The organism is Massilia varians (assembly GCF_027923905.1).
GTDB classification, from domain to species: domain Bacteria; phylum Pseudomonadota; class Gammaproteobacteria; order Burkholderiales; family Burkholderiaceae_D; genus Telluria; species Telluria varians_B.
Genome location: NZ_AP026966.1, coordinates 5022147 through 5035550, shown reverse-complemented (window position 1 = coordinate 5035550; position 13404 = coordinate 5022147). Strand labels below are relative to the sequence as shown.

The window sequence follows — 13404 nt, the reverse complement described above, 5'->3', positions numbered from 1 at the left end:
AAACTATCGAAAAGCGTAACGTTGTTTTGTGGACACTTCGCGGTCAAACCAGAGTGGGCCCATGTGAGAGTAAGCGTATGAAAAAAAGCAAAGTTGGCAGCACTCTACCGATGCCCGGCATGCCACCGGAACAGAGTGAAACGCTCGGTAAGATCGGCCCGGCTTCTTCAGGGCTGAACCTCGCCAACCATTTCCTAATCGCAATGCCTTCGATCCAGGATCCGATCTTCGGCGGCACCGTCGTCTATATTTGCGAGCACAACGAGAATGGCGTGCTCGGCGTGGTCATCAACAAGCCGACCGACATGACGATGGAAGTGCTGTTCGACCGCGTCGACCTGAAGCTCGCCCCGGGGCTGCGCTCCTCGGTGGTGGACCAGCCGATCATGTTCGGCGGCCCGGTGCAGGACGACCGCGGCTTCGTGCTGCATTCGCCGGGCGGACGCTTCTCCTCCTCGCTCACCGTCACCGACGACGTCGCCTTCACCACCTCGATCGACGTGCTGGAAGCCGTCGCCAGCGGCGCCGGCCCGGCCCGCATGCTGGTCTCGATCGGCTATGCCGGCTGGAGTCCGGGACAGCTCGAGGAAGAAATCTCGCGCAACGGCTGGCTCACGGTGGGCGCCGACGCCAGGGTCCTGTTCGACCTGCCGATCGAGGAACGCTATACCGCCGCCATCAAACTGCTGGGAATCGATCCCCTGATGCTCGCTACTGAAGCCGGCCATGCATAAAGAGGGGACTCGCGTCGTCGAGATGGCTTGTGGTTGATATCGTTCTTGGTTTTGACTTCGGTGTCAAACGCATCGGCATTGCCATGGGCAACACCCTTACCGGGCAAGCCCAACCGTTGACCGTCATCAAGGCGGTCGACAACGCCACCCGTTTCCAGGTCATCGGCGACCTGATCAATGAATGGAAGCCGGCCCGCCTCGTCGTGGGCGAGCCGCGCCATCCCGACGGCGCCGAGCACGACATGACGCTGCGCAGCCGGCGCTTCGCCAACCAGCTCCACGGCCGCTTCAACCTGCCCGTCGAACTCGTCGACGAGCGTTACTCGTCCGCCGTGATCCCGCAACGGCGCGGCGAGATCATCGACGCCAAGGCGGCCGCCATCATTTTGCAACAATACTTTGATACCCATGCCAACATCTAATCAAGCGTACGACGCGGAGGCGCTGTACCGCGAGCTGCTGGGCCAGGTCCGCGCAGGACTGGACGGCGTCGCCGATGCCGCCATCGTCGGCATCCATTCCGGCGGCGCCTGGCTGGCCGAACGTCTCGCGCGCGACCTCGACCTGACCAGCCGCTTCGGCACCATCGACGTCTCGTTCTACCGCGACGACTATGCCAAGAAGGGCCTGCACCCGGACGTGAAGCCGACCCATATCCGCTTCCCGGTGGACGGCGCGACGGTGGTGCTGGTGGACGACGTGCTGCAGACCGGCCGCACGGTGCGCGCCGCGATCAACGTGCTGTTCGACTACGGCAGGCCGAGCTGCATCCGCCTGGCGGCCCTGGCCGACCGCGGCGGGCGCGAGCTGCCGGTGGCGCCCGACTACGTCGGCACCCGCGCCGCGCTGGCGCCGCAGCAGTCGCTGTGCCTGCAGCGCGACGCCGCCGGCCAACTTTCGCTGACCATTGAAGAAGACAATGTCCAAGATCTTTCTTAACCCGCAACTGAACAAGAACGGGGAGCTGCAGCACCTGCTCACCATCGAGGGCCTGCCCAAGTCGGTCATCAACCACATCCTCGACACCGCTTCGAGCTTCGTGAGCATTTCGGACCGCGAGGTCAAGAAGGTGCCGCTGATGCGCGGCAAGAGCGTGTTCAACCTCTTCTTCGAAAACAGCACGCGCACCCGCACCACCTTCGAGATCGCGGCCAAGCGCCTGTCGGCCGACGTCATCAACCTGAACATCCAGGCTTCGTCGGCCAGCAAGGGCGAGTCGCTGCTCGACACCATCGACAACCTGTCGGCCATGCACGCCGACATGTTCGTGGTGCGCCACGCGCAGTCGGGCGCGCCTTACCTGATCGCCAAGCACCTGGTCGAGACCGGGCAGTCGCACGTGCACGTGGTGAACGCCGGCGACGGCCGCCACGCGCACCCGACCCAGGGCCTGCTCGACATGTACACGATCCGCCACTACAAGAAGGACTTCACCAACCTGCGGGTGGCGATCGTCGGCGACATCCTGCATAGCCGCGTGGCGCGCTCGGACATCCACGCGCTGACCACCCTGGGCGTGCCGGAAGTGCGCGCCATCGGCCCGCACACGCTGCTGCCGGGCGGCCTGGCCGAGATGGGCGTGCGCACCTTCACCAACATGGACGAGGGTCTGAAGGACGTCGACGTCATCATCATGCTGCGCCTGCAGAACGAACGCATGAGCGGCGCGCTGCTGCCGTCGGCGCAGGAATACTTCAAGAGCTATGGCCTGACCCCGGAGCGCCTGGCGCTGGCCAAGCCGGATGCGATCGTGATGCACCCGGGCCCGATGAACCGCGGGGTCGAGATCGACTCGGCGGTGGCCGACGGCAGCCAGGCGGTGATCCTGCCGCAGGTGACCTTCGGCATTGCGGTACGCATGGCGGTGATGAGCATTTTGGCAGGAGGCAGGGCGTGAAAGGCGCACGGATGAACTACCACATCAAGAACGGGCGAATCATCGACCCGGCAAACGACATCGACCAGGTAAGCGACCTGTTCATCGCCGACGGCAAGATCGCCGCCCTCGGCAATGCGCCGGAAGGCTTCACGGCCGACCAGACCATCGACGCCAGCGGCCTGGTGGTCGCTCCCGGCCTGGTCGACCTGTCCGCGCGCCTGCGCGAGCCGGGCTACGAGTACAAGGCGACGCTGGAATCGGAAATGCAGGCGGCGATGCAGGGCGGCGTGACCACCCTGGTCTGCCCACCGGACACCGACCCGGTGCTGGACGAGCCGGGCCTGGTGGAGATGCTCAAGCACCGCGCGCGCATCCTGGACCAGGCCAACGTGCACCCGCTGGGCGCGCTGACCATGGGCCTGAAGGGCCAGGCCCTCACTGAAATGGCCGAGCTGACCGAAGCCGGCTGCATCGGCTTCTCGCAGGCCGAGGTGCCGGTGCTGGACACCACCGTGCTGCTGCGCGCCATGCAGTACGCCAAGACCTTCGGCTACACCGTGTGGCTGCGCCCGCAGGACGCCCACATCGGCCGCGGCGGCGTGGCCCACAGCGGCCCGCTGGCCTCGCGCCTGGGGCTGTCGGGCGTGCCCGTCATGTCCGAGACCATCGCCCTGCACACCATCTTCGAGCTGATGCGCGCTACCGGCGCGCGCGTGCACCTGTGCCGCATGTCATCAAGCGCCGGCCTGGCGCTGGTCGCCAGCGCCAAGAAGGAAGGCCTGCAGGTCACCTGCGACGTCGGCGTGCACCACCTGCACATGACCGACGCCGACATCGGCTTCTTCGACCCGAACGCGCGCTTCAACCCGCCGCTGCGCAGCCAGCGCGACCGCGACGCGATCCGCGCGGCCCTGCTGGACGGCACCGTGGACGCGGTCTGCTCCGACCACACCCCCGTGGACGAAGACGAGAAGCTGCTGCCCTTCGCCGAAGCGACCCCGGGCGCGACCGGGCTGGAGCTGTTGCTGGCGCTGACCCTGAAGTGGGCCGAGGACCAGGACGGCAAGGATGCGCTGGCGCAGGCCCTGGCCAAGGTGACCGCCAGCCCGGCGCGCATCGCCGGCCTGCCCGCCGGCACGCTGTCGGTGGGCGCGGCGGCCGACGTGGTGCTGTTCGACCCGGACGCCCGCTGGAAGGTCGAGCGCAAGGCCCTGGCGAGCCAGGGCAAGCACACGCCTTTCCTCGGCTTCGAGCTGGCCGGCCAGGTGCGCACGACGCTGGTGCGCGGCCGTGTGGCCTTCCAGCGTTGATGAGGTGACCGCGCTCGCATCGTGAAGATCCGGCTTGCCCTGCGCCTGGCGCGCGTCGTGGTCCACCTGGTGGCGGGCCTGGCGACCTGCGCCCTGGTGTTCCCGCTGGCGTCTGGCGCCACGCGCGAGCGCCTCACGCGGCGCTGGTCGCGCAAACTGCTCGGCCTGTGCCGCATCAAGATCGAACAGACGCCGGGCGCGCCCGTGCTCGGCCATGCCCTGATCGTGGCCAACCACGTCTCCTGGCTCGACATCTTCGTCATCAACGCGCTGCATCCCTGCCGTTTCGTGGCCAAGGCCGAGATCCGTTCCTGGCCGGTGCTCGGCTGGCTGGCGGCAGGCGCGGGCACGGTCTTCATCGCGCGCGGCAACCGGCGCGAGCTGCGCCACATCTTCAAGGGCCTGGTCACCGTCTTGCAGGAGGGCCAGCGCGTCGCCTTCTTCCCCGAAGGGACCACGTCCCGGCAGGGCGAGGTGCTGCCCTTCCACGCCAACCTGTTCGAGGCCGCCATCGACGCCAGGGTGGCGGTCCAGCCCTATGCGCTGTCCTATGTGGACGCGAGCGGCGCTTATCACCAGTCGGTCGACTACACCGGCGACACCACCTTCGTGGACAGCCTGTTCACGATCCTCGGGGGCGCACCGGTGACCGCGCGGCTGCAGCCGCTGGCGCCGGTCGATGCGACAGGAGCGCACCGCCGCGAGCTGGCCGAGGCCGCGCAGGAGGCGGTTGGCGCGGCTTTGCGCCGTGATATGTAAAACGTATCACAGAGCAATAAATCATATATTGGACAACTCACAGCCGAGGCGGCACGCTGGTGCTTTGCCTGAATAGCCGTTCGAGGAGACCGCCATGCCGACTTACCGTTCCCGCACCACCACCCAGGGCCGCAACATGGCCGGCGCCCGCGCCCTGTGGCGCGCCACCGGCATGAAGGACGGCGACTTCGAGAAACCGATCATCGCGGTGGTCAACTCCTTCACCCAGTTCGTGCCGGGCCACGTGCACCTGAAGGACCTGGGCCAGCTGGTGGCGCGCGAGATCGAGGCCAGCGGCGGCGTGGCCAAGGAATTCAACACCATCGCGGTGGACGACGGCATCGCCATGGGTCATGGCGGCATGCTGTACTCGCTGCCTTCACGCGACCTGATCGCCGACTCGGTCGAGTACATGGTCAACGCCCACTGCGCCGACGCCATGGTCTGCATCTCGAACTGCGACAAGATCACCCCGGGCATGCTGATGGCCGCGATGCGCCTGAACATCCCGGTGGTGTTCGTCTCGGGCGGCCCGATGGAAGCGGGCAAGGTGGTCAAGGTGGTGAACAATGACCGCAAGGTGATCAAGCTCGATCTCGTCGACGCCATGATCAAGGCTGGCGACAGCACCGTGTCCGATGCCGACGTTGCCGAGATCGAACGCTCGGCCTGCCCGACCTGCGGCTCCTGCTCGGGCATGTTCACCGCGAACTCGATGAACTGCCTCACCGAGGCCCTGGGCTTGTCGCTGCCGGGCAACGGCACCATCGTCGCCACCCATGCCGACCGCAAGGCACTGTTCCTGCGCGCCGGCCGCCTGATCGTGGAAGTCGCCAAGCGCCACTACGAGCAGGACGACTACTCGGTGCTGCCGCGCTCGATCGCCACCAAGGCCGCCTGGGAAAACGCGATGGCGCTGGACGTCTCGATGGGCGGCTCCACCAACACCGTGCTGCACCTGCTGGCGGCGGCGCACGAGGCCGGGGTGGACTTCACCATGGCCGACATCGACCGCATCTCGCGCAAGGTGCCCTGCCTGTGCAAGGTGGCGCCGATGACCGACAAGTACCACATCGAGGACGTGCACCGCGCCGGTGGCATCATTTCCATCCTGGGCGAGCTGGCGCGCGCCGGCTTGCTCGACACATCGCTCCCCACCGTGCACAGTCCGACCATGGGTGAGGCGATCGAGAAGTACGACATCAAGCGCAGCGACGATCCTGCCGTGCACCGGCTGTTCCGCGCGGCGCCGGGCGGCGTGCCGACCCAGGTCGCGTTCTCGCAGGCCGAGCGCTACGAGGAAAACGACCTCGATCGCAGCACGGGCTGCATCCGCGACCGCGAGCACGCCTATTCCCAGGACGGCGGCCTGGCAGTCCTGTACGGCAACATCGCCGAGAAGGGCTGCATCGTGAAGACGGCGGGCGTGGACGAGAGCATCCTCAGGTTTTCGGGCCGGGCGCGCGTGTTCGAGAGCCAGGATGCGGCGGTGGAAGGCATCCTCGGCGACACGGTACACGCTGGCGACGTGGTCATCATCCGCTACGAAGGCCCGAAGGGCGGGCCGGGCATGCAGGAAATGCTGTACCCGACCTCGTACATCAAGTCCAAGGGTTTAGGAAAAGCCTGCGCACTGTTCACCGACGGGCGCTTCTCGGGCGGCTCCTCGGGCCTGGTGATCGGCCATGCCTCGCCGGAAGCGGCGGAAGGCGGCGCGATCGGCCTGGTGGAGGAGGGCGACATCATCGACATCGACATCCCGGCGCGCACCATCAACCTGCGCGTGAGCTTCGAAGAGCTGGCGCACCGGCGCGGGAAGATGGAAGAGCGCGGCCGCGATGCCTGGAAGCCGGTGGCGCGCGAGCGCTACGTGTCGCAGGCGCTGCAGGCGTATGCGGCGCTCACCACCTCCGCCGACCGCGGCGCGGTGCGCGACCTGAGCCAGCTGCACCGTTAACGCAATTCGGACCACGATCCCGTAGGGTGGACGGCTTCGCCGTCCGCGCGTTCAGCTAGTGCAGGCGCTGCGGCAAAGCGTCCGATAGTTGGACGCGCGGACGGCGTAAAACAGTCCACTGGACTGTTTTACCGTCCACCCTACGAAAACCAGCATCATTGCTTGCCGCTGTGCTCCCGATACTCGGGACAATCCACCTGCAGCAGCGAGCGGTCGTCCAGGCACACCGCCGTCAGCTTGCCTCCCCACACGCAGCCGCTGTCGAGCCCGACCAGGTTGGGCCGCAGCACCAGCCCCAGCGCCGACCAGTGCCCGAACACCACGGTCACGTCGGCCGTCGCCCGCTGCGGCAGGTCGAACCAGGGCACCAGGCCGGAGCCTTCCGGCCCGCTCTCGCTTTCCTTGTGCAGGAAATCCATGCTGCCATCCGGCGCGCACAGGCGCATGCGCGTGAGCGCGTTGACGATGCAGCGCAGGCGCGCCATGCCGCGCAGGCTGTCGTCCCACGCGTTCGGCTCGTTCCCGTACATCCGGCCCAGGAAATCGATCCAGCCGTCGCCGCGCAGCACGGTCTCGACCTCGTGCGCCAGCGCCATGGTCTGCGCCGCATCCCACTGCGGCGCGACGCCCGCGTGCACCAGCAGGTGCGCATCAAGGAACATCGCCAGCGGGCGCCGGCGCAGCCACCCGATCAGTTCATCGCGGTCGGGCGCGGCCAGGATCTCGTCGAGCGTATCGGAGCGGCTGGCGCGCTGCGCGCCGACCGCCACCGCGATCAGGTGCAGGTCATGGTTGCCGAGCAGCGCGTCGATGCGGCCGGGGTTCGCTTCGGACAAGGCCTTCATGCGGCGCAGCGCGGTCAGCGAATCCGGACCGCGGTTGATCAGGTCGCCCACGAACAGGATGCGCGGCTGCGCCGGTCCGTGCTGCCGCGCGTCGTCGACGATGCGGTCGATCAGGAGTTGGGCTTCGTGGGCGCAGCCCTGCAGGTCGCCGATGGCGTAGGTTCTCATGTTGTTCTTATCGAAGTGGTGGAGCAAGGGGCGATCGTGGCGCCGCTGTGGCGATACTAAATGATTTCACGCCCAGCCGCATCGAAGCGGCGAAACGCGGACAAATACGGAACACCTGCGCGCAATCGAATCGGCGCGAATTTGATGCCAATCGAAGGGCATCGTGCGGAATCGTATTCGGCTCCGGAGCGCCTCATCTATTCCGGTACAATGGGCCACCATTTCCATGATAAGAGTGCGGTGGTTTTTCCTTGGAGTCGGCGCGGAAACGACTCACAGCGTGCACCGAAAGAATAATAAATGTTCTCCTTTTTCGTCGGTTTCGTATCCTGTGCGCTGCTGACCCTGCTGGTGATTAAGTATGCCAAGCGCAATGACTTTGCACTCGACGCCGATTATGGCGGCGTGCAGAAGTTCCATGCGCATCTGGTTGCGCGCATCGGCGGCGTGCCGATCTTTCTCGCCGTCTTATTCACCGCCGCGCTGTCGACGATGCGCGAGCCGGCGCTCGGCGCATGGATCGCGCCTTTGCTCGGATGCGCATTCATTGCCATGGCCGGCGGTATCGTCGAAGACTATACCGGGCGGGTTTCGCCGGCGCGCCGGCTGCTGCTCACGATGCTGGCGGCCCTGTTCGCCTATTTCCTGCTCGATGCGAAAATGGTGCGCCTCGACCTGCCATGGGGCGCGCTGCCGCTGCAATTGGATCTGCTGGTGCTGCCGCTCACGGTGCTTGCGGTGGCGGGCATCGCCAATGCCGTGAATATCATCGACGGCTTCAATGGCCTGGCCAGCATGGTCAGCATTTGCATGCTGCTGTCGCTGGCTTATGTGGCGCTGCAGGTGGGGGACATGGTGGTGCTGGTGACCGCGCTGATCGTGGCCGGCGCCACCGCCGGTTTCCTGATCTGGAATTACCCGGTCGGCCTGATTTTCCTCGGCGACGGCGGCGCCTACTTCATCGGTTTCATGCTCGGCGAACTCGCGCTGCTGCTGGTGATGCGCAATCCCGGCGTGTCCACCTGGTATGCCGCGCTGCTGCTGATTTATCCCGCATTCGAAACGATATTCTCCGCTTACCGGCGCATGTTCGTGCGCGGTAAATCACCGGCACTACCGGATGGAATTCATCTGCATAGTTTGATATTCCGGCGTATCGTGCAATGGACGGTAGGGCCGCGCGAAGCACGCGCGCTGATGAAACGGAACGCGCGCACTTCGCCTTATTTATGGTTGTTTTCCTTGATGGCGGTCATTCCCGCAACCGTGTTCTGGAAAAACACCAGTGTGCTCATCTTCTTCAGTTTGTTGTTTATAATCAGTTACCTCTGGTTATATGTGCGTATTGTTCGATTTAAGTCGCCACGCTGGCTTTTCTTACAAAAGAAAAAGCGCAATTAACCCGTTAATGCTAGTATTGCGACATTTGGTGAGTATCTCGCCTATCATTTCAAGCTCCAGGCAAAGCGCTCGGGGCAAGGCGTATCGTTGAAGTCAGTGCGCCTGTACTGCGAGACGATACAACACGGCAGTGAGCGCTTTGTCAGCGCTATTGTTTTAACCTTTCATTCAACGAGGGAATAAAGATGGATCTGTCCAATATGTCCGTAGGCGATCTGCGCAACCTGCAAGAACAAATCAAGCAGGAGATGAAGAAGCGCGAAGTCCAGGAAGTGCAAAAGGCGCGCGAACAGATTCTGGCGATCGCGCAGAGTGTTGGCGTACCCCTCAAGGACCTGCTGGCCACCGGTGGCCGCGGCAGCGCGACCAAGGGCAATTCGGTGGCCGTGCGTTATCGCCATCCGGACAATGCATCGCAGCAGTGGACCGGCCGCGGCCGCCAGCCGAAATGGGTCAAGGAATGGGTCGAAGGCGGCAAGTCGCTCGACAAGCTGCGCGTCTAAGTACTTTCCCGGCCGGTACTCCCGGCCCAGATACGACCAGCGTGAGCGGTCCGTCCGTTTCCCACCGGACGCCGCTTGCCGCTACAATAGCTGCATTTGTCATTCCTCTAACTGTCATCCGATAATTCGGCGCCGACGCCTGCCGCGTCCTCCGGCTGCATCCGTATGCCCGCGCCCCAGCTCTCCAAGGACATCATGCTTGCTCTCTCGAAAACGATCTTCAAGGCCTACGACATTCGCGGCGTCATCGACAAGACGCTCGACGAAGGCATCGCGCGCCATATCGGCCGCGCATTCGGCGCCGCCGCGCTGGCGAAGGGAGAGCGCAAGGTCGTGATCGGCCGCGACGGCCGCCTGTCGGGCCCCGGCCTGGCCGCCGCCCTGGGCGAAGGCCTGCGCGACGCCGGCGTGGATGTGATCGACCTCGGCATGGTCGCCACCCCGATGGTCTATTTCGCCACCAACGTGCTCGATACCCGCTCGGGCATCATGGTCACCGGCAGCCACAATCCGCCGGATTACAACGGTTTCAAGATGGTGATGGCGGGCGAGGCGATCTACGGCGACGCCATCCTGGCCCTGCACGACAGCATCGCAGCGTATGACGGCAAGGTGGCCGAGCAGCGCGGCGGCTACGGCACCCACGATATCCGCGCAGCCTATCTCGAGCGCATCATTGGCGACGTCAAGATCGCACGCCCGATCAAGATCGCGGTCGACTGCGGCAACGGCGTGGCCGGCGCCTTTGCCCCTGACCTGTTCCGCGGGATGGGCTGCGAGGTGGTCGAACTGTTCTGCGACGTTGACGGCCACTTCCCGAACCACCACCCGGACCCGGCGCACCCGGAAAACCTGCAGGACCTCATCAAGGCGCTGCAGGACACCGACGCCGAGATCGGCCTGGCTTTCGACGGCGACGGCGACCGCCTCGGCATCGTCACCAAGGATGGCCAGATCATCTTCCCGGACCGCCAGATGATGCTGTTCGCCAGCGACGTCCTGTCGCGCAACCCGGGCGCCGAAATCCTGTACGACGTCAAGTGCACGCGCCACCTCGCTCCCTGGATCGAGAAAGCGGGCGGGCGCCCGCTGATGTGGAAGACCGGCCACTCGCTGGTCAAGGCCAAGCTCAAGGAAACCGGCGCACCGCTGGGCGGCGAGATGAGCGGTCACATCTTCTTCAAGGACCGCTGGTACGGCTTCGACGACGGCCTGTACGCCGGCGCGCGCATGCTCGAGATCCTGACGAAAGAGCAGGACCCTTCCAAGCTGCTGAACAGCCTGCCGATCGCCAGCAGCACGCCGGAACTGCACCTGCACCTGAACGAAGGCGAGAACTTCGCCCTGATCGACAGCCTGCGCGCCAACGCGACTTTTCCGACCTCCACCAGCATCAACGGCATCGACGGCCTGCGCGTGGAATACCCGGACGGCTTCGGCCTGGCGCGTTCCTCGAACACCACCCCGGTGGTGGTGCTGCGCTTCGAAGGCGAGAACCCGGAAGCCCTGGCCCGCATCCAGGCCGAGTTCAAGACCGTGATCCTGGCGGCCAAGCCGGACGCCGCACTGCCGTTCTAAGGACCTGCGCTTGAAGATCCTGCTGGTGCGCGTGTCGTCGCTGGGCGACGTGCTGCATAACCTGCCGATGGTGGCCGACATCTTGCGCCACCATCCGGGCGCCACCATCGACTGGGTGGTGGAAGAGGGCTACACCAGCCTGGTGCGCCTGAATCCGCACGTCCGGAAAATCATTCCCTGGGCGCTGCGCCGCTGGCGCAAGGGCCTCGGCAAGGCGCAGACCCGGGCCGAGATCAAGGCCTTCTTCTCTACTTTGCGCGAGGAAGAATACGACTATGTGTTCGACACCCAGGGCCTGCTCAAGACCGGCGTCATCATGGGCGCGGCGCGCGTGCGCAAGGGCGGCAGGAAGGTCGGCCTGGCCAACGGCAGCGAAGGCTCGGGCTATGAGGGCATCTCGCGCATCTTCCATACCGACAGCATTCCACTGAATCCGCGCACCCACGCGGTGGCGCGCGGGCGCATGGTCGCCGGCGCCGCGCTCGGCTACGCGGTGGACGACCCGCCCGATTTCGGCCTGCCGGCGCCGCAGGCGGGCTCGCGTCCCGATTTCCTGCCGCGCGAGGACTACGCCGTGTTCTTCCACGGCACCGCGCGCGACGCCAAGCGCTGGCCGCGCGAGAACTGGATCGAACTGGGGCGCGCGCTGGCGCCGATGCCGGTGTTGCTGCCGTGGGGCTCGCCCCAGGAACGGCAGGAAGCCGAGGCCATGGCTGCCGGCCTGCCGAATGCGCGCGTGCTGCCCAAGCTGTCGATGATGGACGCGGTGGCGCTGGCCCGGCATGCACGCCTCGCGGTCGGCGTGGACACCGGCCTGACCCACATCGCCGCGGCGTTTGTCCGTCCCACGGTCGAGATCTACTGCGATTCGCCCAAGTGGAAGACCGAGGGCAACTGGTCGGATCGCATCGTCAACCTCGGCGACCTCGGCGCGCCGCCGTCCGCGCCTGAGGTGATCGCCGCCGCGCGCCGCCTGCTGGAGGCCGTGTGAAGCGCTGGCTGTACTCGCTGGCCTGGTGGCTGGCGCTGCCGCTCGTGTTCGGCCGCCTGTGGTGGCGCGGGCGCCAGGAGCCCGGCTACCGCGCCCACTGGGCCGAGCGGCTCGGGTTTCCCGCTGCGCCGCCATCGACGCGCATGACCCTGTGGGTGCACGCCGTCTCGGTGGGCGAAACCCGCGCGGCCGAGCCGCTGGTCGAGGCGCTGCTGGCCGCGTATCCCGATTCCCGCATCCTGCTGACCCACATGACGCCGACCGGGCGCGCCACCGGCAAGTCCCTGTTCGGCCACCATGGCGAGCGCCTGGTGCAGTCCTACCTGCCTTACGACACCGGCTTCATGGTGGGGCGCTTCCTGCGCCGCTTCCAGCCGCGCGTGTGCATCCTGATGGAGACCGAGGTCTGGCCGAACCTGATTGCCGGCTGCGCGTCGGCCGGGGTGCCGGTGGCGCTGGTCAATGCGCGCCTGTCGGAACGCTCGCTCAGACGCGGGCGCAAAATGGGCGCCCTGATGACGGACGCGGCGCAGGCCATCACCCTGGTGGCGGCGCAGACCGAGGCTGACGCGGCCCGTATCCGCTCGCTCGGCGCGCCGCAGGTGGCGGTGACCGGCAGCATCAAGTTCGACGTGGTGCCGCCCCAGGCCGCGCTGGAGAAGGGCGCCTGGCTGCGTGCGCAGTTTGGCCAGCGCCCGGTGTTCCTGTGCGCCAGCACCCGCGAGGGCGAGGAAGCCCTGATCCTGGACGCCTGGGTGCGCGCCGCCGACAAGCCGGCCGCTGCGCTGCTGGCGATCGTGCCGCGCCATCCGCAGCGTTTCGACGAGGTGGAGAAGCTGGCGGCGGCGCGCGGCCTGAGGGTGGAGCGGCGCTCGCGCCTGGAAGCGGGCCTCGAGGGCGCCGACGTGCTGCTGGGCGACTCGATGGGCGAGATGTTCGCCTATTACGCCGCCTGCGACTGCGCCTTCATCGGCGGCAGCCTGATGCGGCTGGGCGGCCAGAACCTGATCGAAGCCTGCGCCCTCGGCAAGCCGGTGCTGGTGGGCGAGCACACCTTCAACTTCGCCCAGGCGACCGACGAGGCGGTGGCCGACGGCGCGGCCCTGCGCGTGCCTGATGCCGACGCCTTGATGGCGGCCGCGCTGCGCCTGCTGGAAGACGGGGCCGCGCGCAGCGCGATGGGCGCCCACGCGCTCGCGTTCGCGGGCCGCCACCGCGGCGCCACCCTGCGCACTGTTGAACTCCTGCGACGACTTATCCGGTAGGTTTTGCTACCATT

The 13404-nt window shown here is 66.3% G+C and carries 13 protein-coding genes; 12 read left to right on the top strand and 1 reads right to left on the bottom strand.

Translation table 11 applies throughout. The annotated features are described in order from the left end of the window. Nucleotides 1–119 precede the first annotated feature (119 nt). From MasN3_RS22710 to ilvD, 7 genes are all read left to right on the top strand, one after another. A complete protein-coding gene (locus MasN3_RS22710) occupies nucleotides 120–734 on the top strand; it encodes a YqgE/AlgH family protein (RefSeq protein ID WP_281914576.1) in 615 nt (204 codons plus the stop codon). Between the two features lie 83 nt (nucleotides 735–817). Further along, complete coding sequence (gene ruvX, locus MasN3_RS22705) at nucleotides 818–1156, top strand: Holliday junction resolvase RuvX (protein ID WP_281914575.1); 339 nt, start codon at nucleotides 818–820, stop codon at nucleotides 1154–1156. Then, nucleotides 1143–1673, top strand: a complete 531-nt coding sequence (pyrR, locus tag MasN3_RS22700) for a bifunctional pyr operon transcriptional regulator/uracil phosphoribosyltransferase PyrR (RefSeq protein WP_281910433.1) — start codon at nucleotides 1143–1145, stop codon at nucleotides 1671–1673. The genes ruvX and pyrR overlap by 14 nt, the downstream gene beginning before the upstream one ends. Next, complete coding sequence (locus tag MasN3_RS22695) at nucleotides 1654–2631, top strand: aspartate carbamoyltransferase catalytic subunit (RefSeq protein ID WP_281910431.1); 978 nt, start codon at nucleotides 1654–1656, stop codon at nucleotides 2629–2631. Before pyrR ends, MasN3_RS22695 begins: the two co-directional genes overlap by 20 nt. Nucleotides 2632–2642: 11 nt before the next feature. Next, on the top strand, nucleotides 2643–3923 hold the full coding sequence (locus MasN3_RS22690) for a dihydroorotase (RefSeq protein ID WP_281910428.1): 1281 nt from the start codon (nucleotides 2643–2645) through the stop codon (nucleotides 3921–3923). 21 nt (nucleotides 3924–3944) lie between these two features. Next, nucleotides 3945–4682, top strand: coding sequence for a lysophospholipid acyltransferase family protein (locus MasN3_RS22685; protein ID WP_281910427.1), 738 nt, complete (start codon nucleotides 3945–3947; stop codon nucleotides 4680–4682). Between the two features lie 94 nt (nucleotides 4683–4776). Next, complete coding sequence (gene ilvD, locus MasN3_RS22680; protein WP_281910425.1) at nucleotides 4777–6639, top strand: dihydroxy-acid dehydratase; 1863 nt, start codon at nucleotides 4777–4779, stop codon at nucleotides 6637–6639. A gap of 155 nt (nucleotides 6640–6794) precedes the next feature. Here ilvD and MasN3_RS22675 read toward each other — a convergent pair whose 3' ends face one another. Then, a complete protein-coding gene (locus MasN3_RS22675; RefSeq protein ID WP_281910424.1) occupies nucleotides 6795–7652 on the bottom strand; it encodes a symmetrical bis(5'-nucleosyl)-tetraphosphatase in 858 nt (285 codons plus the stop codon). Between the two features lie 300 nt (nucleotides 7653–7952). On the opposite strand from MasN3_RS22675, the gene MasN3_RS22670 reads away from it, so the two are divergent. The 5 genes from MasN3_RS22670 (at nucleotide 7953) to waaA (ending at nucleotide 13390) form a co-directional block, all read left to right on the top strand. Further along, complete coding sequence (locus tag MasN3_RS22670) at nucleotides 7953–9053, top strand: MraY family glycosyltransferase (protein ID WP_281910422.1); 1101 nt, start codon at nucleotides 7953–7955, stop codon at nucleotides 9051–9053. A gap of 185 nt (nucleotides 9054–9238) precedes the next feature. Continuing rightward, nucleotides 9239–9556 (top strand): H-NS histone family protein, encoded by a 318-nt coding sequence (locus tag MasN3_RS22665; RefSeq protein WP_281910420.1) that lies wholly within the window; start codon nucleotides 9239–9241, stop codon nucleotides 9554–9556. Nucleotides 9557–9751: 195 nt separating this feature from the next. Continuing rightward, entirely contained in the window at nucleotides 9752–11134 is a 1383-nt protein-coding gene (locus MasN3_RS22660) for a phosphomannomutase/phosphoglucomutase (RefSeq protein WP_281914574.1), read from the top strand. Between the two features lie 10 nt (nucleotides 11135–11144). Then, the gene (gene waaC, locus MasN3_RS22655; protein WP_281910419.1) at nucleotides 11145–12125 is read left to right on the top strand and encodes a lipopolysaccharide heptosyltransferase I; all 981 of its coding nucleotides are present in this window, start codon (nucleotides 11145–11147) and stop codon (nucleotides 12123–12125) included. Beyond that, complete coding sequence (gene waaA / locus MasN3_RS22650; RefSeq protein ID WP_281910417.1) at nucleotides 12122–13390, top strand: lipid IV(A) 3-deoxy-D-manno-octulosonic acid transferase; 1269 nt, start codon at nucleotides 12122–12124, stop codon at nucleotides 13388–13390. Before waaC ends, waaA begins: the two co-directional genes overlap by 4 nt. Nucleotides 13391–13404 lie beyond the last annotated feature (14 nt).

What these genes read in the sequence shown, in the direction of transcription:
- MasN3_RS22710 (WP_281914576.1), top strand. Translation starts at nt 120, where the DNA reads ATGCCACCGGAACAGAGTGAAACGCTCGGTAAGATCGGCCCGGCTTCT.
- ruvX (WP_281914575.1), top strand. Translation starts at nt 818, where the DNA reads ATGGGCAACACCCTTACCGGGCAAGCCCAACCGTTGACCGTCATCAAG.
- pyrR (WP_281910433.1), top strand. Translation starts at nt 1,143, where the DNA reads ATGCCAACATCTAATCAAGCGTACGACGCGGAGGCGCTGTACCGCGAG.
- MasN3_RS22695 (WP_281910431.1), top strand. Translation starts at nt 1,654, where the DNA reads ATGTCCAAGATCTTTCTTAACCCGCAACTGAACAAGAACGGGGAGCTG.
- MasN3_RS22690 (WP_281910428.1), top strand. Translation starts at nt 2,643, where the DNA reads ATGAACTACCACATCAAGAACGGGCGAATCATCGACCCGGCAAACGAC.
- ilvD (WP_281910425.1), top strand. Translation starts at nt 4,777, where the DNA reads ATGCCGACTTACCGTTCCCGCACCACCACCCAGGGCCGCAACATGGCC.
- MasN3_RS22675 (WP_281910424.1), bottom strand. Translation starts at nt 7,652, where the DNA reads ATGAGAACCTACGCCATCGGCGACCTGCAGGGCTGCGCCCACGAAGCC.
- MasN3_RS22670 (WP_281910422.1), top strand. Translation starts at nt 7,953, where the DNA reads ATGTTCTCCTTTTTCGTCGGTTTCGTATCCTGTGCGCTGCTGACCCTG.
- MasN3_RS22665 (WP_281910420.1), top strand. Translation starts at nt 9,239, where the DNA reads ATGGATCTGTCCAATATGTCCGTAGGCGATCTGCGCAACCTGCAAGAA.
- MasN3_RS22660 (WP_281914574.1), top strand. Translation starts at nt 9,752, where the DNA reads ATGCTTGCTCTCTCGAAAACGATCTTCAAGGCCTACGACATTCGCGGC.